Below are 20,220 nucleotides of genomic sequence, written 5' to 3' on the forward strand. Positions count from 1 at the left end.
CGGCCTGTGCGAGGGTGCGACGCTCATCATTGGAGGAAAACATGGTCAGCAAAAACACGGTGTGTCTGTGGTTCGACAAGGATGCTTTGGACGCGGCGCAATTCTACGCCGACACCTTCCCCGACAGCGTCGTGCGGGCGGTGCATAGGGCGCCTGCGGACTATCCCTCAGGTAAAAAGGGCGATGTGCTCACGGTCGAGTTCACGGTGGCGGGCATACCCTGTATTGGCCTGAACGGTGGGCCGATCTTTCCCCATAGCGAAGCCTTTTCCTTCCAGATCGCAACCGAGGACCAGGAGGAGACGGACCGGCTCTGGAATGCCATCGTGGGCAATGGCGGCCAAGAAAGCGCCTGCGGGTGGTGCAAGGACAAGTGGGGGCTCAACTGGCAGATCACGCCGCGCGTGCTGAGCGAGGCGATTGCCGATCCCGACCCAGAGGCGGCAAGGCGAGCCTTCGAGGCGATGATGCAGATGCGGAAGATCGATATCGCGACGATTGAAGTGGCGCGACGCGGCTGAGGCCCTTGCTTGTTGCACGGGGAGCGCATTTCGCTTCCGGCGGCTGCGGGGAGAGATTTGCTGGCGCTTCGATGGAGCACGCAGAACTTGGGTCCGCGCCTTCGCGGGGACGACGGCTCGGCCGAGGTCAACGGTTCGGCCTGGGCCGACGGCTAAAACGGGACATGGGCGCAGCGGAGAGCTCGGGTGGCGACGGCCACGCGAGAGCCGCGTTCGCCCCCGGTCTCAGTGCCCGTGCTGGCGCTCGTACTCGTCCGCCTCGGCCTTGGTGGCGTGGATGATGCCGTCCGGATGCTCGGGCGGCGTGTACAGGGTGTACAGACGCATCGGCTCGCTCGTCGAGGTATTGATCACGTTGTGCTCGGTGCCGGCGGGAATCACGACGGCCACGCCGTCTTCCAGCTTGTGCTTCTCCCCGTCCAGCAGCGCCACGCCCTCGCCCGCTTCCACGCGGATGAACTGGTCGTGGCCCTCGTGGCGCTCGACGCCGATTTCCTCGCCCGGCTGCAAGGTCATGATCACCAGCTGGCTGCGCTGGGTGGTGTACAGGACCTCGCGGAAGTTGTTCCCTGCAAGCGTTTTTTCTTCGATGTTGATGCTGTAGCCCGACATGTCTTCTCCTTGGAACGCAGCGGCCAGGGCCGTGCGCATGTTGCAGGCGGCTGCGCCGCCCAAGGGCACGATTGTATAAGAGCCAGGCGCAACGCGCATTGGAGCGCCTTGCTCAGGGCGCACCGAACAGGTCATGGGCGTCGAGGATGGCCCAGGCGATCTCGGGCCGCTCGGCCAGCCTGCGCCGCACCGCGGCCGGCACCGACTGCCTCAGCTTCTTGCACAGGCCGGGCTTTTCGTCGAGCACGATGAGGATGCCGCGCACCGTGCGGACCTCGTTCGGCCCCGGCGCGATGCGCAGCGCGGCGCCGATGTTGCGCTCGATGAGGGCCTGGACGTGGAGCAGGTCGGCGTAGCTGTCGACGCGCTCGATGCGCTCGATCAGTTTCTGTTCCTGCTGGCGGGTGATCATCAAGGGCCGATGGTCGCCCTGCGGGTCCGCCATCAGGCGCTCGCGCTCGCACACGCAGGCCCCGGGCGGGCACTCGGTGCGGATCGGAAATGGGAAAGGCGTTGCGGCTTCGGTCACGCGTCAAGGATGGTGGTCGTTTTCCTCGGGTGATTCTACATCGGCGAAGCCGGCCAGGGTATCGGCGCCGGACTCGCGCACCGCCGCCAGCAGCGCATCCATGCGCCGGTAGTGCGACCCCTTCCAGTACACGCGCAGGCACTGGTCGCAGGTCGTGAAGCTGTCGTGCTGGGCCGCCACCGATGCCGGCAGGCGCGCGGCGACCTCCTCCTTGCCGACCGCGCGCAACTGGCGGTTGCAGTGCAGACAGAGCGAGAACGGACGCACCCGGTAGCCGAGATCGAGGCGCTGGAACAGTTCGCGCAACTGGTCCGGCGGGTCGAGCGCGTGGATGTAGCAGCCATGCAGGATCGCGCGGCGCTTGAGCAGCTCGCGGTCGCGCGTCAGCACGATGCGGTCCTGGTCATGGGCCAGGTCCTCGACGTCGTCGTCGTGATAATGGTTGTCGTAGAGGGTGTCGAAGCCGGCCATGCGCAGCAGGCGGGCCAGGCCGCCGAGATGGGAGTCGGCGACGAAGCGCATGCGTTCGCGCGGACGCTCGCGCAGGCGTTCGAGTGGCGACACCTCGTCCGGCTCCTCGCCGTGCGGCACCGCCAGCACCTCGAAGCGCGGATAGACGGCGACCCGGTCGCCTTCGCGCAGCACGCGGTCGAAGCCGCTCTCCTCGCCGTTGACCAGCACCGCCTCGACCTCCGTGTGGGGCACGCCCAGGGCCTCGATCATGTGCTTGGTGGTGGCCGCTTGCGCACAGACGGAGGCGAAATCGCGGCCGCGCCGCTCGCGCGGCAGGAAATCGTTCAGCTCATCGTGGAAACGGAAAATCGCGGTAACCATGTGGACAGTATGGCACTTCCACACAATGCTTGCACACTCTATCCGTGCATCAATTCAAGCGCGTTCGGGACCGATTCGCCGGCCGCCGTATTATCGAAGATGCACCAGCAAGTGCGGCCCGCGGCGGCCTGCGCATCGAGTTCGCGGCGGACTTCGGCGATGGCCTCGCGCGGGTAGCGCGAGTAGTAAATACGCGGCGCGCCATGCAGGCGCATGTAGACGCCCTCCTCGCTGGTGGGCTGGTGCGGGCCCGGCTGGCCGGCAGGCGGATCGGCGATCACGCGCACCACGCGGCGCTCGCGCAGCAGCTCGGTGGCCGGCTCCGAAAACCAGCTCGGGTGGCGGGCCTCGAACGCGATCATGCAGCCGAACAGCTCCTGCAACTGGCCGAAGAAGCCGCGCGCCGGTTCGTCCGTGAAGCCGAACTTGGGCGGGAGCTGCACCAGCAGGCAGCCGAGCTTGTCGCCCAGGCGGCCGGCCTCGCGCGCGAACTGGGCCAGTTGCGGCCCGCACTCGCCCAGGCGCGCATCGTGGCTGATGGCGCGCGGCACCTTGACCGCGAAGCGGAAGGCGTCCGGCACGCTGTCGGCCCAGCGCGCATAGGTCTCGGGCTTGTGCGGGCGGTAGAAAGAGGAATTGATCTCGACGGCGGGGAAAACGGACGCATAGCGTTCGAGGTGGCTGCCGCCGGCCGGGAAGGCGTCGAAGTGTTCCTTGCGCAGGTTCCAGCCGGCGCATCCCACCAGGATGCGACCGCTTCCTGCGCCCTGCTGTGCGGGTGCGCTCATCGTCGGGCTGCGAATGTCGATGGGCCCGATTCTACGGAAAGCCCGACCGGCACGGCGCATGGATGCCCCCAGCGCGCGTTGCGGCGGGTGGGCATACAATACCGCGAATGAGCACCGGGACCCGAACCGAGGAGAACACCATGAGCGACCCGCTTCACATCGTCTGTCCGCATTGCGATGCGGTCAACCGCCTGCCCCAGGCCCGGCTGCAGGATGCGCCGGTATGCGGCAAATGCGCGCAACTCCTGTTCAACGGCCGTCCGCTCGACGTCGACAGCGCGCGCTTCGAGAAGCACGTCTCGCGCAACGACATCCCGGTGCTGGTCGATTTCTGGGCTGAGTGGTGTGGGCCGTGCAAGACCATGGCGCCGCATTACTCCCAGGCCGCCCAGCGCCTGGAGCCGGGTGTGCGCCTGCTCAAGGTGGATACCGAACGCAGCCAGGACCTGGCGGCGCGTTTCGGGATCCGCAGCATTCCGACCCTGGCGCTGTTTCGCGGCGGACGCGAGGTCGCGCGCCAGCCCGGGGCCATGGATGCCGGCAGCATCACCGTCTGGGTGAACCGCCACGCCGCCTAGCCCGCGGCACCCCGAATCGGTTATCATCCATGCAACACCAACCCTTTTGGAGCAGCCCATGTCCCAGGAACTCGTTCTCGACCGCGTCACCGAAGATGCGAAGCAGTTCGCGCGCATCCTCTACGTGGTGCACGCGCTCACCTTCTTCTTCTCGGTCGGCACGCTGTCGATCCTGGTGCTGATCGTCAATTACGTGAAGCGTCCGGATACCCAGGGCACGATCGTGTATTCGCACCACACCTGGATGATCCGTTCGTTCTGGTGGTATCTCGCCTGGATGATCTTGGGTGGCGTCATCTGGGTCACCCTGATCGGGATCCCGCTCGCGATGCTGATCTGGGGCGTGGCATGGCTGTGGATGGCCTACCGCATCATCCGCGGCTTTATCGACCTCAACAACAACAAGCCGATGCCGGTCTGATTCTCAGAGCCGGCCGAGGGCCTGCTCGAGGTCGCGGATCAGGTCGGCCGGATCTTCCAGGCCCACGTTGAGGCGCACCAGCACGCCCTCGTCCGCCCACTGGCGGCGCATGGCCTTGATCCGGTAAGGCATCACCAGGCTGTTCGGTCCGCCCCAGCTGTAGCCGATGCCGAACAGGCTCAGGGCATCCACGAATCGATCGGTCTGCTCCTCGCTGTAGCGCGGATCGAAGACCACCGAAAACAGTCCGCCCGCGCCGCTGAAGTCGCGCTTCCAGAACGCGTGGCCCGGGCAGTCCTCGAAGGCCGGGTGCAGCACCCTGGCGATTTCCGGCCGCGCCTTCAGCCAGGCCGCCACCCGGCGCGCATTCGCGTCATGGGTCTCGAAGCGCAGCTTCATGGTCGGCAGGCCGCGCAGCACCAGGTAGGCGTCGTCGGCGCCGACGCCATAGCCGAGCCGCATGTGGGCCTGGGCCAGGCGCTCGTTGAGGGCCTTGTCGCGCGTGATCACCGCCCCCATCAGGAGATCGGCGCCGCCCGACTGGTATTTGGTGAGCGCGTGCATCACGATGTCGGCGCCGGCGTCGAAGCCGCGCAGCGCCAGCCCGGCCGACCAGGTGTTGTCCAGGGCCACCAGCACGCCCTTCTCCTTCGCCGCCTTGCAGATCGCCGGCAGGTCGGGCACCTCCATCGACACCGAGCCCGGGGCCTCGGTCCACACCAGCCTGGTGTTCGGCTGGATCAGGTCGGCGATGCCGCTGCCGATCATCGGGTCGTAGAAGCGCGCCGAGACGCCGAAGTCCTGGCTCAGCCAGCGGCCCAGCTCGCGGTTCGGGTTGTAGACGTTATCCGGCAGCAGCACGTCGTCGCCGCTCTTGAGCAGGGCGAGATCGATCATCGTGATCGCCGCCAGGCCCGAGGGCGCCAGCAGGGTGTGGCTGCCGCCTTCGATCTCGGCCAGGCGCGCTTCCAGCGTGAAGGTGGTGGGCGTGCCGTGCAGGCCGTAGGTGTAGGCGTTCTTGTCCTTCCACTGGCCAGAGCGCATCGCGGCCACGTTCGGGAACAGCACCGTGGAGGCGTGGTGGATACCGGTCGGGAAGGCCGCGAAGCCTTCCGGGGCGACGTAGTCGCTGTGGATCAGGGCGGTCTGGACCGACTTCTTCATGCGTGCTCCGGTGCTGCGGCGATAGGGTTCTGCGGAAACTCAGGCGACCGTGGCCCACAGGTCGTGGGCGTCGGCCTTGGTGATCACGACGTCGATGAACTGGCCCACGGCCGGCTTGGCCTTGCCGGGCGCCAGCGCGCGCTTGATGTGCACCACGCCGTCGATCTCGGGCGCGTCGGCGGCGGTGCGGCCGATGGCTTCGCGCGGACCGACCTCGTCGACCAGCACGCGCAGGGTCTTGCCGACCTTGGCCTGCATGCGCTTGAGCGAGATCTCTTCTTGCAGCAGCATGACGCGCGCGCGGCGCTCCTCGCGCACCGCTTCCGGCACCGGATTGGCCAGCGCGTTCGCGGTGGCGCCCTCGACCGGCGAATAGGCGAAGCAGCCCAGTCGGTCGATCTGCGCTTCGCGCAGGAAGTCCAGCAGGTATTCGAACTCTTCCTCGGTCTCGCCCGGGAAGCCGGCGATGAAGGTCGAGCGAATCACCAGGTCCGGGTTCATCTTGCGCCAGGCCAGGATGCGGTCCAGGTTCTTCTCGCCGCTGGCCGGACGCTTCATGCGCTTGAGCACGTCCGGGTGGGCGTGCTGGAGCGGGATGTCGAGATAGGGCAGCACGTGGCCGTCGTTCATCAGGGGGATCACCTGGTCGACGTGGGGATACGGGTAGACGTAGTGCATGCGCACCCAGGCGCCGTACTGGCGCGCCAGCTGGCCCAGGGCTTCGGTGAGCTGGGTCAGATGGGTCTTGATCGGGCGGCCGTTCCAGAAGCCGGTGCGGAACTTGACGTCGACGCCGTAGGCGCTGGTGTCCTGGGAGATCACCAGCAGTTCCTTGACGCCGGCCTTGAACAGGTTCTCGGCTTCCTGCAGCACCTCGTGGATCGGCCGCGAGACCAGGTCGCCGCGCATCGAGGGGATGATGCAGAAGCTGCAACGGTGGTTGCAGCCTTCCGAGATCTTCAGGTAGGCGTAGTGCTTGGGGGTCAGCTTGACGCCATGGTCCGGCACCAGGTCGATGAAGGGGTCGTGCGGCTTGGGCAGGTGCAGGTGGACCGACTCCATCACCTCGGCCACCGCGTGCGGGCCGGTCACGGCCAGCACCTTGGGGTGGACCTTGGTGATGATGTCCGCGCCATCGGCGTCCTTCTTGGCGCCCAGGCAGCCGGTGACGATCACCTTGCCGTTCTCGGCCAGGGCCTCGCCGATCGCGTCCAGCGATTCCTGCACCGCGGCATCGATGAAGCCGCAGGTGTTGACGATCACCAGGTCGGCGCCGTCATAGGACTTGGCGGTCTCGTAGCCTTCCGCGCGCAGCTGGGTCAGGATCTGCTCGGAGTCGACCAGGGCCTTCGGGCAGCCGAGCGAGACGAAACCGACCTTGGGAGCGGTCACGCCGGGCGCGGGCGCGGGAATGGCGAGCTCGGGCACGGCTGCGGTGGCGGCGGCGCTGGCACTTGAAGCGGGAAGCGGATTGCGGCGGAGTTCAGGCATGTGCGGACGACAAAGAAGCTGGGCAATCCGCGATTGTACCCGAAGCGGGCCGCCCGGTGGGACCGGGGGCCATGCGGCCGGCCAGTTACGGGGCCGGCGCTGTCGTGCACGGACGACGATTTACTTCTTGTCGACCGGCATCCCTGGGAAGGGGAAGGCGCCGAACATGGCCTTGCTCTGGTTTTGCATCTGTTCCTGCATCTGCAGGAACAGGTTCTTGCTCTGGTCGATGTAGTTGTTCATCATGCCCTGCATCATCGGGCCCTGGACGTTCATGAACTGGGTCCACATCTCCGGGCTGAAGGGCTTGCCCTCGAAGGCGCCGCCGGCCGCCGCGTTGGTGAACTTGTTCTGGATGTCGGTGAAGGCCTGGACGTTCTTTTCCAGGTAGGAGCCCATCATGCCCTGCATCGCGTGGCCGTAGTAGCGGATGATTTGGGCCAGCACGGAACTCGAGAACATGGGGATGCCGTTGGCTTCTTCTTCCAGGATGATCTGCAAGAGGATGCTGCGGGTCAGGTCTTCGTTCGTCTTCGCGTCGACCACGGTGAACTCGTCGGCGTCCAGCACCAGTTGCTTCACGTCCGACAGCGTGATGTAGGAGCTGGTCTGGGTGTCGTAGAGACGACGGTTCGGGTATTTCTTGATCAGGCGTTCAGCACTCTTCTTTGCACTACTCATCTCAAGTTCCATAGGTTGCGCGGCAGGTCGCCACGCATGTGTTTGGTGTCCATAGCCCTGGTCGGCTCCGGGGATTGCCCGGAGGGACGAGCAAGGCTAACCATACCACGCAATCAACGCAGGTGCAGCAATTATTAGAATTATCACTTATGTAAATTCTCTGTCAACACGCCGCACCATGAACGCAGGAGGCCGCTCAATCGGCCCTGGCCTTCACGTAGCGGCCCGGCGCCGGTTCCAGCGCCACGTAGCGGCTGTTGCCCGGGCTGGTCGGGGCCGGTACCTGGTCGCCGCCATGCTGGGCCAGGAACTTTGCCCATTCCGGCCACCAGCTGCCCTTGCGCTCCTCGGCGCCCTCGAACCAGGCCTCGGCAGTCCGGGGACGCGCGCGGCCGTTCTTGTCGTTAACCCAGTAGCTGCGCTTGTTCTTCGAGGCCGGGTTGATCACGCCGGCGATGTGGCCGGACGCGCCCAGCACGAAGCGGTTGGCCTTGGCGTTCTTGGGATTGAGCAGGTTCATCGAGGCGAAGGCCGCGCTCCAGGGCACGATGTGGTCTTCCTTGGAGCCGTAGATGAAGGTCGGGGCCTCGATCGCGCCCAGGTCGACCGGCACGCCGCAGACGGTAAGCGCGCCCGGCACCCGCAGCTTGTTCTCGAGATAGGTATTGCGCAGGTACCAGCAGAACATCGGACCCGGCAGGTTGGTGGAGTCGGCGTTCCAGTACAGCAGGTCGAAGGCCGGCGGCTCCTTGCCCTTGAGATAGTTCTGCTGCACGTAGTTCCACACCAGGTCGTTCGGACGCAGGGCCGAGAAGGTGGTGGCCAGGTCGCGCCCCGGCATCAGGCCGCCATGCCCCAGGGTCTGCTCGCGCAAGGCCACCTGGGCTTCGTCGACGAAGACCTCGAGCACGCCGGTGTCGCTGAAATCGAGCAAGGTGGTCAGCAGCGAGAGGCTGGCGGCCGGCTGGCGCCCGCGCGCGGCCAGCACCGCCAGCGCGGTGGCGGCGATGGTGCCGCCCACGCAGAAGCCGAACACATGGGCCTTGTCCTCGCCGCTGATCTCGGCCACCACGTCGAGCGCGCGGATCGCGCCTTTCTCGACGTAATCGTCCCAGGTCACGCCGGCCATGCCGCGATCCGGGTTGCGCCAGGACACCATGAACACGGTATTGCCCTGCTCCACCACGTAGCGCACCAGGGAGTTCTCCGGCTGCAGGTCGAGGATGTAGAACTTGTTGATGCAAGGCGGGATCATGACCAGCGGCAGCTTGTGCACGGTCGGGGTGGTCGGGGTGTACTGGATCAGTTGGAACAGCTCGTTCTCGTAGACCACCGTGCCGGCCGTGGTGCCGACGTTGCGTCCAACCTCGAAGGCGCGCTCGTCGGACTGGGAGATGCGGCCCTTCTGCAGGTCGGCCAGCATATTGGCCAGGCCCTTGCTCAGGCTCTCGCCCTTGGTCTCCAGCATGTGCTGCTGGGCTTCCGGATTCGTTGCAAAGAAATTGGCCGGCGACAGAGCGTCGACCATCTGCTGCACCGCGAAGCGGATCTTCTGGCGCTCGCGTGGGCCGGCGTCGACCGCATCGGCCAGGGCCAGCAGGAATTCGCTGTTGAGCAGGTAGGAGGCGGCCGAAAAGGCCGACACCGGATTGGCGGTCCAGGCCGAGCCCGAGAAGCGGCGGTCGTGCAGTTCCGGGGTCTTGCCGGACATGAAGTCGTGCCACAGCTGGCCGATCTTCTTGAGGTAGTCGTCGCGCAGTTGCTCCAGCTTGGCCGGAGCGATGCCGGCGCCGAAGTCCTTGAGCACACCCGCCAGAGGATTCGCTCCCGCTTCCGCGTTCGCGTTCGCGCCGGCCCCGTTCATGGCCTGGCCAGCGGCGGGCGTCATGGGCGGCATCATCATCCAGTTCTGCCAGGCGCTGGGGTCGGCGAACTGGGACATCCAGTTGGTGGCGAAAGCTTGCGGGTCAGGCATGTTCATGTAGGCGTCCGTTGTTTAGAATCGGGGTACATCACCAAAGGAAACAAATCATGTGGATCGTCGCTGTCGCCTGGATTTACGTCGTCGTCCTGATGGCGGCAACCGAACCGACCCTTACCGCCGGGATTATGACCTTTCTGGCCTATTGTGTCCTGCCTTTATCCATTCTTTTTTACCTCACCGGCGGCAAGCGGCGGCGCGCGCGGCGCGCCATGAAGGAAGCCAGGCAGGCGCAGGACAGGCCGAAGGACCAGTGAAGGCCGGTCTTTCCGGTCCCTGCCCTACTTGAGCCAAATCAAGCTGGCCTGGCGTCCGGTGACCCCGTCGCGCCGGTAGGAATAGAAGCGTTCCGGAGCGCTCGCGGTGCACAGCGCGCCGCCGTGGACGCGGGTGACACCGTCGCGCGCCAGCATCAGTCTGGCCAGCGCGGACATGTCCGCAAGGTATTTGCCCGGACGGCCAGGATAGGGCCGGAAGGCAGCGCGCGTGGCCTCGCCCGGCAGCGCCGCCACGAAAGCGTCCAGCACGTCGGGCCCGACCTCGAAGGCGTCCGGGCCGATGGCCGGGCCAAGCCAGGCCGTGATCTCCCCTGCTCCCGCCTGGCGCATGGCCGCCAGCGTGGCGCCGAGCACGCCGCCGGCCAGGCCGCGCCAGCCGGCATGGGCCGCGCCCACAACCTTGCCGCCGAGGTCGGCGAACAGCACCGGCAGGCAGTCGGCGGTGAGGATGGCGCTGACCACGCCGGGCGAGGTGGCGATGCTGGCGTCGCCGACCCGCACCGGCTGCTCCGGGCCGACCGTGGCGGCGTCGACCACATCGGCGCCGTGCACCTGGGAAATCCAGGCGGGGCGGCCGGGCAGCCATTCCTGCAGGCGGGCGCGGTTGGCGCGCACCGCCTCCGCATCGTCGCCGACGTGCAGGCCGAGGTTGAGCCCGCCGCCACCCTTGCCGTCGTCATAGGGGCCGCCGCTCACGCCGCCGTCGCGGCTGGTGGCCAGGGCGCCGACCGAGGGCGGCAGGTCCGGCCAGTCGGGAAAGACCAGGGCGGAGCGCTCCATCATTCGACGTCCGGATCGTCGTGCCGGTCGTGGCCGTGATCGTGGTCGTGGTCGTGGTCCTGGTCGAGGTCCTTGTCACTTGGCTCGGGAATGCCGGCCTGGGCGATCAGCTCGGCGAAGTCCAGGGCCAGGGGCACCGTCCACTCGCAGGGCTGGCCGGTGCGCGGATGCATCAGGCCAAGGCGGCGCGCCTGCAGCGCCTGGCGGTGGAAGACCGGGGTCAGGTGGCGCTTGCCATAGACGGAGTCGCCCACCAGGGCAAAGCCCAGGGCCTGCATGTGGACGCGGATCTGGTGCGTGCGTCCGGTTTCCAGGCGGCAGCGCACCAGGCTGACCGGACGGCGGTCGAGCTCGCCAGTGGCGACGCGCTCGTAATGGGTGATGGCCGGCTTGGCGAAGGGGCTGGCCAGCACCGCCATCTTGACCCGGTCGCGCGGATCGCGGCCGATGGCCGAATCGATGGTGCCGGACAGGCGCGGCGTGCCCCAGACCAGCGCGAAATACTCGCGCTTGACGGTGCGCGCCTGCAACTGGCGCACCAAATCGGTCTGGGCGGCCAGGGTCTTGCCCACCACCATCAGGCCGCTCGTGTCCTTGTCGAGGCGGTGCACGATGCCGGCGCGCGGCACGCCCACCAGTTGCGGGCAATGGTGCAGCAGGCCGTTGAGCAGGGTCCCGGTCCAGTTGCCGGCGCCCGGGTGCACGACCAGGCCGGCCGGCTTGTTGATCACCAGGATGTCCTCGTCTTCATGGACGATGTTCAGGTCCATCGCCTCGGGCGTGAAGGCGGTGTCTTCCGGCGCCGCCTGGGGCTCGATCAGCACGGTTTCGTCGCCGTAGGCGGTATCCTTGCCGCGCGCCGCCTTGCCGTCGACCTTGACGTGGCCGCCCTCGAACCAGAGTTGCAGGCGGCTGCGCGAAAACTGCGGCACCAGGCCGGCGAGGACCTTGTCCAGGCGTTGGCCGCAGTGTTCCGGGTTCAGTTGCAGGGTAATCGGCGAGAGATCGACGCCGGGGGCGGCGCTGAAGCCACCCTCCAGGTCGTCGTCCAAATCGGCGTCAAGAGGCATTTCCGCCGAATCCGGCGCAGGAGTTAATATCACGTCAGTCCCATCAGCTATAATCAGCTGTTCGTTGAATCTCGGTAAAACTTTCTGCACAAAGCTATGCAAAAAAAATTGTCTGTATTGGTCGCTACTTGCGCCCTCGTCGGCCTGTCGGCATGCGGTATTTTGCCGGAACGGACGGACGAAACCAAAAACTGGTCAGCGGAGAAATTATACGCTGAGGCGCGCGATGAGATGGCCGGCGGGCATTACGAAGCCGCAATCAAGCTGTTCGAGCGCCTCGAATCCAACTATCCCTTCGGCACCTACGCCGCCCAGGCGCAGATGGAGATCGCCTACGCCCACTACAAGGCGCAGGACCAGGCCGAGGCCCTGGCGGCGGTCGAGCGCTTCATCAAGCTGCACCCGAACCATCCGCAGGTCGACTACATGTACTACCTGCGCGGCCTGATCAACTTCAACGACCAGCTGGGCTTCCTGAGCTTCATCTACGAGCAGGATCCGACCGAGCGCGACCCCAAGGCCACCCGCGAAGCTTTCGCCGCCTTCAAGGCCCTGGTCGACAAGTTCCCGAACAGCAAGTACGCGCCGGATTCGATCTCGCGCATGAACTACCTGATCAACGCGATGGCCCAGTACGAAGTGCACGTGGCGAATTACTACTACCGCCGCGGCGCCTACCTGGCCGCCCTGAACCGCGCCCAGGAAGCGGTGACCAACTACACCGACGCGCCGGCGCGCGAGGAAGCGCTGTTCATCATGATGCGCGCCTACGACAAGCTGGGCATGCCGGTGCTGCGCGACGACACCCAGCGCGTGCTGACCCTGAACTACCCGAACAGCCACTTCCTCAACCCGAACGCGCGCGGCGACGCGCCGTGGTGGAAGTTCTGGTCGAAGAACACGGCCAAGCCTTCGCCGAAGGACGCGGTGCAATAAACGGGCGGCGCGGCCTGCCGCGCCCTGCCTGAGCGGCGCTTGATTCGACTATTGCTCGATCCGGCGCCGGAACACCCACTCGCGTTCGCTCGATGCCGCGGGCTCGAAGGCGTAAGCGTCGACATCGAAGTCCTTGAGCTGTTCCGGATCGGTGATGCCGTGCTCGGCCGCATAACGCGCCATCATGCCGCGCGCCCGCTTGGCGAAGAACGAGATGATCTTGTACTTGCCGTTCTTCCAGTCCTCGAACACCGGATAGATCACGGGCGCAGCCAGCTTCTTCGGCTTGACCGACTTGAAGTACTCTTCCGAGGCCAGGTCGACCAGGGCCGTCGAACCGGTCTCGTCCAGCTGGCGGTTGAGGGCCTCGGTGATGGTGTCGCCCCAGAACGCATACAAGTCCTTGCCGCGCGCCGTCGCCAGCCTGGTGCCCATTTCCAGGCGGTAGGGATGGATCAGGTCCAGCGGGCGCAGCAAGCCGTAGAGGCCGGACAGGATGCGCACATGTCGCTGGGCATAGGACAGGGCGCCGGGCGCCAGGCTGCGCGCATCGAAGCCGGCGTAGACGTCGCCGTTGAAGGCCATGATGGCCTGGCGGCCCTTGCTGTGGTCCGGGTGCCAGTCGGCATAGCGCGTGACGTTGAGCACCGAGAGCGCGTCGGACAGGTCCATCAGCTCGGCGACCTGGGCCGGCGAGTAGCCGCGCAGCACCTTGACCAGCTCGGCGGCGCTGTCGATGAAATCGGGCGTGGTGTGCTGCGGGGTGGTGCTCGGGGTGTCGAGATCGAGGGATTTGGCAGGCGACAGAACAATCAGCATGAGTACGAATTCTTGAAACAAACGACCGACATGATACCCGCTTTGCCGAAACCCATCGTCATCGACACCAATGTGCTGCTCGACCTGTTCGTGTTCGAGGACCCGCGCTGGGCCGATCTGCTGGCCGCGCTGGAGTCGCGCGAGATCGATGCGGTGACCCGCGCGGATTGCCGCGAGGAATACCTGGCGGTGCTGCACTACCCACACCTGCCGCTGGACGAGGCCAAGCGCGCGCAAGCCGCGGCCCGCTTCGACGCCCTGCTGCGGGTGGTCGCGCCGGATGCGAAGCACGTGCGCCTGCCGGTGTGCAGCGACCGCGACGACCAGAAATTCCTCGAACTGGCGCGCGACAGCGGCGCCGCCGTGCTGGTGACCAAGGACAAGGCCTTGCTGAAGCTCGGCAAGCGCACCGCGCGCGAAGGCATGTTCAAGATCATGTTGCCGGAAGCCTGGGTCAAGGCCCGCGCTGCCGGCACGCTAGAATAAGCACGCACCGTTCTTCCTTTACGACCATGACCACCCCTGCTCTCGTCTCCCGCCTGCCCCACGTGGGCACGACCGTGTTCACCCAGATGTCCGCGCTGGCCGCCCAGCACCAGGCCGTCAACCTCGGCCAGGGCTTTCCCGACTTCCACTGCGACCCGCGCCTGGTCGCCCTGGTGGACGAGGCCATGCGCGCCGGCCACAACCAGTACCCCTTCATGACCGGCGTCCCGGCCCTGCGCGAAGCCATCGCCGCCAAGATCGCGGCCTTGTACGGCCACCGCTACGACAGCGCGGCCGAGATCACCGTGACCAGCGGCGCGACCCAGGGCCTGACCACGGCCATCCAGTGCAGCGTGCACCCGGGCGACGAGGTGATCGTAATCGAGCCGGCCTACGACAGCTATGCGCCGGCGATCACGCTGGCGGGCGGCGTCGTGGTGCCGGTGCGCATGCGCGTGGGCGAGGACGGCTACAGCGTGCCCTGGGATGCGGTGACGAGTGCCATCAGCCCGCGCACGCGCATGATCGTCATCAACACGCCACACAACCCGACCGGCAGCATCCTGCGCCAGGCCGACCTCGACGCGCTGGCCACCATCGTGGTGGACACCGACATCCTGATCCTCTCGGACGAGGTGTACGAGCACATGGTCTACGACGGCGAAGCGCACGCCTCGGTCTCGCGCCACCCGGTGTTGGCCGAGCGTGCCTTCGTGGTCTCGAGCTTCGGCAAGACCTACCACGTGACCGGCTGGAAGATCGGCTACGTGGCGGCGCCGGCGGCCCTGACCCAGGAATTCCGCAAGGTCCACCAGTACAACGTGTTCAGCGTCAACGCGCCGATGCAGCACGGGATCGCGGGCTATATGCAGGATGCCCAGCCCTATCTCGAACTGCCCGCCTTCTACCAGCGCAAGCGCGACCTGTTCCGCGAGGGGCTGGCCAGCAGCCGCTTCAGCCTGCTGCCCTCCGACGGCACCTATTTCCAGTGCGTGCGCTATGAAGCGATTTCAGACCTGCCGGAGGCGGAGTTCGCGAAGTGGCTGACGGTGGAGGCCAAGGTGGCGGCGATTCCGGTGTCGGCTTTCTACAGCGAACCGACGGAATCGGGCATCGTGCGCTTCTGCTTCGCCAAGAAGGACGAAACCTTGCAGCTCGCCCTCGACCGGCTGGCGCGGCTCTAGGCGAAAGCGCTGCCCGGCGCCCCGTGAGTATCCGCGCATCTTTCCCGATTGCGCAGCGCTATACTCGTCGGCACCACTTCACGGGGGACTGCAATGGCAGGCATGAAGCTGACGAAGACGCTGGCCCTGGCCGCGGCCCTGGCCCCCGGCACGGCGTGCTCGTCGCTACAGGAAGATGCCTGCGTGCGGAGCACGCCGGCGCCGCTGTTCTCCTCCTCAGGAAACGGCGTCACGCCGCAATCCTTCACAGTCGTTTCGAGCCACGAGGCGCTCGAACAGTTCCAGCTCTAGCTCCGCTTCGAGTCCGCGGACCTGTTTGCGCAAGGCTACACTGACGCCCTGGCTTACGATCGCGCCGTCGCCCTGCTGCGCCTTTTGCAATATGCCCGGCCCGCGCTCAGCCTCGATCTGAATCTGGCAGGCACGGCGCTGTTGCGTGCGGGAGCGCGCGAACCTTCCCTGCGACAGGAATGGGTGTTCCAGGGACGCTCCGGCGAGCCGCTCGCCGCCACGGTGCGGCTCGACGCCGCCGGGCGCAGCGGCTCGCTCGGTTATGTCGAACTCACCCTGGCCCAGGGCCCGCTGTAGCGCAGCCCACGCCGCCTGCCAATCCCTCAACAGCGGAGCGCCCCAGCGGGCTTCAGAGCGTCATGCCGCCAGGCTGCGATCTCCCTAAAGATGGAGTGAGCAAAACCTTACCGAAAATCCGCAAGCGAGTGCTACGGCTGGCTTCCGCTCAGATCAATAATCTTTCGGCAAGATTCTGACGGGTGCTCCCATGCACCTTCCCTTCTTCGGAGGCAAGGATGAGCGAAGCCAACAGCGCCACCCCGGCGGCCAGCCAGGGCGGGGCCACCAGTTACTCCCTCAACGTCAATGGCAAGCCGCAGCGCGCCCGGGTCGATGGCGACACGCCCCTGCTCTGGGTGCTGCGCGACGAACTCGGCATGACGGGCACAAAATACGGCTGCGGCGGCGCGTTCTGCGGCGCCTGCACCGTCCACCTGGACGGCGAGGCGCGCCGCTCCTGCGTCACTCCGGTGTCGATGGTCGGCAAGGCGAAGGTGCGCACCATCGAAGCCCTGGACGCCACCCCGACCGGGCGCGCGCTGCAGCGCGCCTGGCTCGAACTCGACGTCGCCCAGTGCGGCTACTGCCAGCCCGGCCAGCTGATGCAGGCGGCCTCGCTGCTGCAGTCCACGCCCAACCCGAGCGACGAGGACATCGACGCCACCATGTCCGGCAACCTGTGCCGCTGCGGCACCTACGGCCGCATCCGCGCCGCCATCAAGCTTGCCGCCAGCCAATTGGCCCAGGGCGCCAAAGGAGCGGCGACATGAGGCCCGCACCCGACGTCAACCTGCGGCGGCGCGCCCTGCTGGTCGCCAGCCTCACGGCGGGCGGCGGCCTGTTGGTCGGCGCCCTGCCCCTGCCGGCTGCCGGCGCCCCCGATCGGAAGGGCGCACTGCAGCCGAACGCCTTCGTCCGCGTCAACCGCGACAACACGGTCACCGTGATCCTGCCCTATGTCGAGATGGGCCAGGGCGCCTACACCTCGCAGATGATGGTGGTCGCCGAGGAGCTGGAGGTCGCGCCCGCGCGCGTCGTGCTGGAGGCCGCGCCGGCCGACGAAAAGTTGTACGGCAGCCCGCTGTTCGGCGGGCAGATTACCGGCGGCTCGGGCTCGCTGCGCGGCTGCTGGATGACGATGCGCAGCGCCAGCGCCGCCGCGCGCATGATGCTGGTCGGCGCCGCCGCGCGCCAATGGGGCGTGGACCCGTCGGCCTGCGAGTGCGCTGAGGGCGTGGTGCATCACCGCGCCAGTGGCCGCAGCCTGCCCTACGGCCAGCTGACCGAGGCCGCCGCCCGCCTGCCGGTGCCAGCAGAGCCGCCGCTCAAGCAGATCGGGAGCTACAAGCTGATCGGCAAACCGCTCAAGCGCGTCGACGGACCGGACAAGGTCAAGGGCAAGGCCCGCTTCGGCATCGACATGCGCCTGCCGCGCATGCGCTACGCCGTGGTGGCGGCCAGCCCGGTGTTCGGCGGCACCCTGGCATCGGTCGACGACAGCGCCGCCATGCGGGTGCGCGGCGTGCGCCAGGTGGTCAAGCTGGACGACGCGGTGGCCGTGGTGGCCGACCATACCTGGGCCGCGATCAAGGGAATGAACGCGCTCAAGGTCGCGTGGAACGAGGGGCCGAACGCGGCCCTCGGCAGCGCCGACCTGACGGCCCGCGCCGACGCCGCGCTCGACGCGCCCGGCAAAGTGTTCACCAGTCAGGGCAACGTGCAAAACGCCGAGGCCGGCGCCGCGAGCCGCTACGAGGCCGTGTTCCGCCTGCCGATCCTGGCGCACGCGGCGATCGAGCCCCTGAGCTGCACCGTCCACGTGCAAAGCGCGAGTTGCGAGGTCTGGTGCGGCAGCCAGGTCGTCGGGCGCGCGCAGAAGGCGGCGGCCGAAGCCTGCGGACTGCCGCTCGACAAGGTCAAGGTGCACAACCAGCTGCTGGGCGGCGGTTTCGGGCGCCGGCTCGAGGTCGACTACGTGGCCCAGGCGGCGCGCATCGGCAAGCAGGTCGCCGGACCGGTGAAGGTGACCTGGACCCGCTCCGAGGAATTCCAGCACGACTACTACCGGGGCCAGAACCACAGCCGGATCACGGTGGCGCTCGACCGCGAGAACCGGCCGCAGAGCTGGCGCCACCGCATCGTCGGCCCCAACATCATGTCGCGCTGGCTGCCGGTCTACACCAAGGACGGGATCGACCTCGACATCGTCCACGGCGCCAGCGGGCCCTACGACATTCCCAACATGCTGATCGACGTCAACCACCACGAGGCGCCCAAGGGCATGAACGCCGGAAACTGGCGCGGTGTCGGGCCGACGCGCAACGTGTTCATCGTCGAAAGCGCGATCGAGGAGCTGGCCCGGCGCGCCAAGGCCGACCCGCTGGCCTACCGCCTCGCCATGATGGGCAAGGCGCCGCCGCGCATCCGCGCGGTGCTCGAACAGGCCGCGCGCGACGCCGGCTGGGGCTCGCCCCTGCCCGCCCGCAGCGGCCGCGGGATCGCGGTGTTCGACGCCTTCGGCAGCTACCTGGCAATGGTGGCGCAGGTGAGCGTGGCGCCGCAGGGCGACATCCGGGTCGAGCGCGTGACCTGCGCGGTGGACTGCGGCCTGGTGATCAACCCCGACATCGTGCTGGCCCAGCTCGAAGGCGGAGTCACCTTCGGCCTGTCGTCGGCGCTGTACGAGCGCATCACGGTGAAAAACGGGCGGGTGGAGCAAGCCAACTTCGACACCTATCCGCTGCTGCGCATGCACGAGGCGCCGCCGATCACGGTGCGCATCATGCCCAGCAAGGAGGAGCCGGGCGGGGTCGGCGAACTGGGCACGGCGGGCGCGATCGCTGCCGTTGCCAACGCGGTCAGCGCCGCCACCGGCGTGCGCGCCTATTCCCTTCCCCTCGACCCGGCCCTGTTCAAGGTGGCATCATGAAGACCAGACTGCTCCTCTCCCTCGCCTTCTGCGCCGCCTGCCTGCCGGCCGGCGCCCAGCCCAGCCAGGTGACGCCGCCCGGCACCGCGCTCAAGGCCCCGTCGGACTTCCAGAACGTCCAGGACCAGCGCGCGCGTTCCCAGGCCCTGTTCATCGAGGCCGGCAAGGTGATCAATCACCCGCGCTGCCTGAACTGCCATCCGAACGGCAAGGTGCCGACCCAGGGCGAGGATCTGCATGCCCACATCCCGCCCGTGCACGGCGGGCCGGACGGCAAAGGACGCCAGGGCCTGCTGTGCGTGTCCTGCCACCAGGCCAAGAACGTCGAGGCGACCGGCACCGCCTTCCGCGCCATCCCCGGCCACGAGCACTGGCATCTGGCGCCGCTGTCGATGGCCTGGCAGGGCAAGTCGCTGGGCGAGATCTGCGAGCAGCTCAAGGACACGACCCGCAACGGCGGCCGCAACCTCAAGCAGATCAGCGAGCACATGGGCAAGGACAGCCTGGTGGGCTGGGCCTGGCGGCCGCACGCCGGGCGCGAGCCCGCGCCCGGCACCCAGAAGCTGTTCGGAGAGCTGATCCAGGCCTGGATCGACACCGGCGCCCATTGTCCGCGCTGAGCGCCATGCGGCGCCCACCGCCGGGGCGCGCGCCGCGCGCCCGCCTCAAGCAGCCTGCGCGTGGTCGGTCGACAGCGCCAGCGGCAGCCATTCCTGCAGTTCGCGCTCGACCGATTCGTTCTTGGCGCGCACCCGGGCCACGGTATCGCTGCCCAGTTGCAGGCGCACCGGCGGCTTCTCGGCGTCGGCCAGCACCAGCATGGCGGCGGCCAGCTTGTCCGGGTCGCCCGGCTGCTGGTGGTTGGCGCCGGCGGCGAAGCTGCGCATCGCACCCACGGTCTCGGCATAGTCATCGATCTGGGCCGCCGTCGACACCAGCGAGCTGGCATCCAGGAAGTCGGTCCGGAAGAAGCCCGGCTCCACCACCGTCACATGCACGCCCAGCGGCGCCAGTTCCATGGAGAGGGCTTCCGAGATGCCCTCCACGGCGAACTTGGTCGAGCCGTACACGCCCCAGCCGTAGTAGGCCGAGTAGCCGCCGATCGAGGAGATGTTGATCACGTGGCCGCTGCGCTGGCGGCGCATCGCCGGCAGCACCGCACGCGTCACGTTCAGCACGCCGAACACATTGGTCTCGTACAGGCGGCGCACTTCCTCGGCCGATGACTCCTCGACCGCGCCCAGCAGGCCGTAGCCGGCATTGTTGACCAGCACGTCGATGCGGCCGAAGCGGGTCAGCGCCTGCTGGGCCGCCGAGAAGGCGGCCGCCTCGTCGGTCACGTCCAGCGCCAGGGCCAGCAGGTTGTCGTGGGCGCCGATGGCATCGACGACAGTCTGGGGCTTGCGCGCGGTGGCGACCACCTTGTCGCCGCGCGCCAGCGCGAGCCTGGCGATGAGCAGGCCGAAACCACGGGAGGCGCCAGTGATGAACCAGGTTTTCATGATCGTTTCCTTTCAGGTGGGTGGTTGATGAAAGGAAGTGTAGGCGTCGGAGACCTGCTACACTAG

General features: G+C 67.3%; 23 protein-coding genes. 11 read left to right on the top strand and 12 right to left on the bottom strand.

The features are described 5' to 3' along the window. Window positions 1-41 precede the first annotated feature (41 nt). Window positions 42-521, top strand: a complete 480-nt coding sequence (locus B0920_RS07545) for a VOC family protein (protein WP_078031921.1) — start codon at window positions 42-44, stop codon at window positions 519-521. Window positions 522-746: 225 nt separating this feature from the next. Here the strand turns inward: B0920_RS07545 and B0920_RS07550 are convergent, their stop codons facing one another. The 4 genes from B0920_RS07550 to B0920_RS07565 form a co-directional block, all read right to left on the bottom strand. Continuing rightward, complete coding sequence (locus B0920_RS07550; RefSeq protein WP_078031922.1) at window positions 747-1,133, bottom strand: cupin domain-containing protein; 387 nt, start codon at window positions 1,131-1,133, stop codon at window positions 747-749. A gap of 112 nt (window positions 1,134-1,245) precedes the next feature. Beyond that, window positions 1,246-1,578, bottom strand: a complete 333-nt coding sequence (locus B0920_RS07555; protein ID WP_373887895.1) for a hypothetical protein — start codon at window positions 1,576-1,578, stop codon at window positions 1,246-1,248. An 87-nt stretch (window positions 1,579-1,665) separates the two neighbouring features. Further along, a complete protein-coding gene (locus B0920_RS07560; protein WP_078031924.1) occupies window positions 1,666-2,496 on the bottom strand; it encodes a Mut7-C RNAse domain-containing protein in 831 nt (276 codons plus the stop codon). A 38-nt stretch (window positions 2,497-2,534) separates the two neighbouring features. Continuing rightward, a complete protein-coding gene (locus B0920_RS07565; protein WP_078031925.1) occupies window positions 2,535-3,284 on the bottom strand; it encodes a DUF72 domain-containing protein in 750 nt (249 codons plus the stop codon). Between the two features lie 140 nt (window positions 3,285-3,424). On the opposite strand from B0920_RS07565, the gene trxC reads away from it, so the two are divergent. Together trxC and B0920_RS07575 are read left to right on the top strand one after the other, a co-directional pair. Beyond that, window positions 3,425-3,862: a thioredoxin TrxC gene (gene trxC, locus B0920_RS07570; RefSeq protein ID WP_078031926.1), complete on the top strand. Its 438-nt coding sequence runs from the start codon at window positions 3,425-3,427 to the stop codon at window positions 3,860-3,862. 58 nt (window positions 3,863-3,920) lie between these two features. Continuing rightward, window positions 3,921-4,283, top strand: coding sequence for a hypothetical protein (locus B0920_RS07575; RefSeq protein ID WP_078031927.1), 363 nt, complete (start codon window positions 3,921-3,923; stop codon window positions 4,281-4,283). Between the two features lie 3 nt (window positions 4,284-4,286). Here the strand turns inward: B0920_RS07575 and B0920_RS07580 are convergent, their stop codons facing one another. The 4 genes from B0920_RS07580 to phaC form a co-directional block, all read right to left on the bottom strand. Continuing rightward, window positions 4,287-5,447, bottom strand: a complete 1,161-nt coding sequence (locus B0920_RS07580) for a cystathionine beta-lyase (protein ID WP_078031928.1) — start codon at window positions 5,445-5,447, stop codon at window positions 4,287-4,289. A 39-nt stretch (window positions 5,448-5,486) separates the two neighbouring features. Further along, window positions 5,487-6,938, bottom strand: a complete 1,452-nt coding sequence (gene rimO, locus B0920_RS07585) for a 30S ribosomal protein S12 methylthiotransferase RimO (RefSeq protein ID WP_229455259.1) — start codon at window positions 6,936-6,938, stop codon at window positions 5,487-5,489. A gap of 120 nt (window positions 6,939-7,058) precedes the next feature. After that, entirely contained in the window at window positions 7,059-7,619 is a 561-nt protein-coding gene (gene phaR / locus B0920_RS07590) for a polyhydroxyalkanoate synthesis repressor PhaR (protein WP_078031929.1), read from the bottom strand. Window positions 7,620-7,815: 196 nt separating this feature from the next. Beyond that, a complete protein-coding gene (phaC, locus tag B0920_RS07595) occupies window positions 7,816-9,600 on the bottom strand; it encodes a class I poly(R)-hydroxyalkanoic acid synthase (RefSeq protein WP_078031930.1) in 1,785 nt (594 codons plus the stop codon). Between the two features lie 50 nt (window positions 9,601-9,650). On the opposite strand from phaC, the gene B0920_RS07600 reads away from it, so the two are divergent. Next, entirely contained in the window at window positions 9,651-9,857 is a 207-nt protein-coding gene (locus B0920_RS07600; RefSeq protein WP_078031931.1) for a hypothetical protein, read from the top strand. Window positions 9,858-9,881: 24 nt separating this feature from the next. Here the strand turns inward: B0920_RS07600 and pgeF are convergent, their stop codons facing one another. Then, window positions 9,882-10,658: a peptidoglycan editing factor PgeF gene (gene pgeF / locus B0920_RS07605; RefSeq protein WP_078033332.1), complete on the bottom strand. Its 777-nt coding sequence runs from the start codon at window positions 10,656-10,658 to the stop codon at window positions 9,882-9,884. Continuing rightward, window positions 10,658-11,728, bottom strand: a complete 1,071-nt coding sequence (locus B0920_RS07610; RefSeq protein ID WP_078031932.1) for an RluA family pseudouridine synthase — start codon at window positions 11,726-11,728, stop codon at window positions 10,658-10,660. The genes pgeF and B0920_RS07610 overlap by 1 nt, the downstream gene beginning before the upstream one ends. Before the next feature lie 96 nt (window positions 11,729-11,824). Between B0920_RS07610 and B0920_RS07615 the strand changes: the two genes are divergently transcribed. Further along, window positions 11,825-12,664 carry an outer membrane protein assembly factor BamD gene (locus B0920_RS07615; RefSeq protein WP_078031933.1) on the top strand — a complete coding sequence of 280 codons (840 nt, stop codon included), beginning with the start codon at window positions 11,825-11,827 and terminating at the stop codon, window positions 12,662-12,664. 48 nt (window positions 12,665-12,712) lie between these two features. On the opposite strand, the gene yaaA is transcribed toward B0920_RS07615, so the two are convergent. After that, the gene (yaaA, locus tag B0920_RS07620; RefSeq protein ID WP_078031934.1) at window positions 12,713-13,483 is read right to left on the bottom strand and encodes a peroxide stress protein YaaA; all 771 of its coding nucleotides are present in this window, start codon (window positions 13,481-13,483) and stop codon (window positions 12,713-12,715) included. 30 nt (window positions 13,484-13,513) lie between these two features. Here yaaA and B0920_RS07625 point away from each other — a divergent pair, with 30 nt between their 5' ends. From B0920_RS07625 to B0920_RS07650, 6 genes are all read left to right on the top strand, one after another. Continuing rightward, window positions 13,514-13,969 (top strand): putative toxin-antitoxin system toxin component, PIN family, encoded by a 456-nt coding sequence (locus B0920_RS07625; RefSeq protein WP_078031935.1) that lies wholly within the window; start codon window positions 13,514-13,516, stop codon window positions 13,967-13,969. Window positions 13,970-13,995: 26 nt separating this feature from the next. Continuing rightward, on the top strand, window positions 13,996-15,153 hold the full coding sequence (locus B0920_RS07630; protein WP_078031936.1) for a pyridoxal phosphate-dependent aminotransferase: 1,158 nt from the start codon (window positions 13,996-13,998) through the stop codon (window positions 15,151-15,153). 102 nt (window positions 15,154-15,255) lie between these two features. Next, window positions 15,256-15,444: a hypothetical protein gene (locus B0920_RS07635; RefSeq protein WP_078031937.1), complete on the top strand. Its 189-nt coding sequence runs from the start codon at window positions 15,256-15,258 to the stop codon at window positions 15,442-15,444. 515 nt (window positions 15,445-15,959) lie between these two features. Continuing rightward, complete coding sequence (locus B0920_RS07640) at window positions 15,960-16,493, top strand: (2Fe-2S)-binding protein (RefSeq protein WP_078031938.1); 534 nt, start codon at window positions 15,960-15,962, stop codon at window positions 16,491-16,493. Next, the gene (locus B0920_RS07645; protein WP_078031939.1) at window positions 16,490-18,652 is read left to right on the top strand and encodes a molybdopterin cofactor-binding domain-containing protein; all 2,163 of its coding nucleotides are present in this window, start codon (window positions 16,490-16,492) and stop codon (window positions 18,650-18,652) included. The genes B0920_RS07640 and B0920_RS07645 overlap by 4 nt, the downstream gene beginning before the upstream one ends. Continuing rightward, window positions 18,649-19,272: an Isoquinoline 1-oxidoreductase subunit gene (locus tag B0920_RS07650; RefSeq protein ID WP_078031940.1), complete on the top strand. Its 624-nt coding sequence runs from the start codon at window positions 18,649-18,651 to the stop codon at window positions 19,270-19,272. Before B0920_RS07645 ends, B0920_RS07650 begins: the two co-directional genes overlap by 4 nt. Before the next feature lie 45 nt (window positions 19,273-19,317). On the opposite strand, the gene B0920_RS07655 is transcribed toward B0920_RS07650, so the two are convergent. Then, entirely contained in the window at window positions 19,318-20,154 is an 837-nt protein-coding gene (locus tag B0920_RS07655; RefSeq protein ID WP_078031941.1) for an oxidoreductase, read from the bottom strand. Between the last annotated feature and the right edge of the window lie 66 nt (window positions 20,155-20,220).

The sequence above is a fragment of the Massilia sp. KIM genome, assembly GCF_002007115.1.
Taxonomy (GTDB): domain Bacteria; phylum Pseudomonadota; class Gammaproteobacteria; order Burkholderiales; family Burkholderiaceae_D; genus Telluria.

What these genes read in the sequence shown, in the direction of transcription:
- B0920_RS07545 (WP_078031921.1), top strand. Translation starts at nt 42, where the DNA reads ATGGTCAGCAAAAACACGGTGTGTCTGTGGTTCGACAAGGATGCTTTG.
- B0920_RS07550 (WP_078031922.1), bottom strand. Translation starts at nt 1,133, where the DNA reads ATGTCGGGCTACAGCATCAACATCGAAGAAAAAACGCTTGCAGGGAAC.
- B0920_RS07555 (WP_373887895.1), bottom strand. Translation starts at nt 1,578, where the DNA reads ATGGCGGACCCGCAGGGCGACCATCGGCCCTTGATGATCACCCGCCAG.
- B0920_RS07560 (WP_078031924.1), bottom strand. Translation starts at nt 2,496, where the DNA reads ATGGTTACCGCGATTTTCCGTTTCCACGATGAGCTGAACGATTTCCTG.
- B0920_RS07565 (WP_078031925.1), bottom strand. Translation starts at nt 3,284, where the DNA reads ATGAGCGCACCCGCACAGCAGGGCGCAGGAAGCGGTCGCATCCTGGTG.
- trxC (WP_078031926.1), top strand. Translation starts at nt 3,425, where the DNA reads ATGAGCGACCCGCTTCACATCGTCTGTCCGCATTGCGATGCGGTCAAC.
- B0920_RS07575 (WP_078031927.1), top strand. Translation starts at nt 3,921, where the DNA reads ATGTCCCAGGAACTCGTTCTCGACCGCGTCACCGAAGATGCGAAGCAG.
- B0920_RS07580 (WP_078031928.1), bottom strand. Translation starts at nt 5,447, where the DNA reads ATGAAGAAGTCGGTCCAGACCGCCCTGATCCACAGCGACTACGTCGCC.
- rimO (WP_229455259.1), bottom strand. Translation starts at nt 6,938, where the DNA reads ATGCCTGAACTCCGCCGCAATCCGCTTCCCGCTTCAAGTGCCAGCGCC.
- phaR (WP_078031929.1), bottom strand. Translation starts at nt 7,619, where the DNA reads ATGAGTAGTGCAAAGAAGAGTGCTGAACGCCTGATCAAGAAATACCCG.
- phaC (WP_078031930.1), bottom strand. Translation starts at nt 9,600, where the DNA reads ATGAACATGCCTGACCCGCAAGCTTTCGCCACCAACTGGATGTCCCAG.
- B0920_RS07600 (WP_078031931.1), top strand. Translation starts at nt 9,651, where the DNA reads ATGTGGATCGTCGCTGTCGCCTGGATTTACGTCGTCGTCCTGATGGCG.
- pgeF (WP_078033332.1), bottom strand. Translation starts at nt 10,658, where the DNA reads ATGGAGCGCTCCGCCCTGGTCTTTCCCGACTGGCCGGACCTGCCGCCC.
- B0920_RS07610 (WP_078031932.1), bottom strand. Translation starts at nt 11,728, where the DNA reads ATGCCTCTTGACGCCGATTTGGACGACGACCTGGAGGGTGGCTTCAGC.
- B0920_RS07615 (WP_078031933.1), top strand. Translation starts at nt 11,825, where the DNA reads ATGCAAAAAAAATTGTCTGTATTGGTCGCTACTTGCGCCCTCGTCGGC.
- yaaA (WP_078031934.1), bottom strand. Translation starts at nt 13,483, where the DNA reads ATGCTGATTGTTCTGTCGCCTGCCAAATCCCTCGATCTCGACACCCCG.
- B0920_RS07625 (WP_078031935.1), top strand. Translation starts at nt 13,514, where the DNA reads ATGATACCCGCTTTGCCGAAACCCATCGTCATCGACACCAATGTGCTG.
- B0920_RS07630 (WP_078031936.1), top strand. Translation starts at nt 13,996, where the DNA reads ATGACCACCCCTGCTCTCGTCTCCCGCCTGCCCCACGTGGGCACGACC.
- B0920_RS07635 (WP_078031937.1), top strand. Translation starts at nt 15,256, where the DNA reads ATGAAGCTGACGAAGACGCTGGCCCTGGCCGCGGCCCTGGCCCCCGGC.
- B0920_RS07640 (WP_078031938.1), top strand. Translation starts at nt 15,960, where the DNA reads ATGAGCGAAGCCAACAGCGCCACCCCGGCGGCCAGCCAGGGCGGGGCC.
- B0920_RS07645 (WP_078031939.1), top strand. Translation starts at nt 16,490, where the DNA reads ATGAGGCCCGCACCCGACGTCAACCTGCGGCGGCGCGCCCTGCTGGTC.
- B0920_RS07650 (WP_078031940.1), top strand. Translation starts at nt 18,649, where the DNA reads ATGAAGACCAGACTGCTCCTCTCCCTCGCCTTCTGCGCCGCCTGCCTG.
- B0920_RS07655 (WP_078031941.1), bottom strand. Translation starts at nt 20,154, where the DNA reads ATGAAAACCTGGTTCATCACTGGCGCCTCCCGTGGTTTCGGCCTGCTC.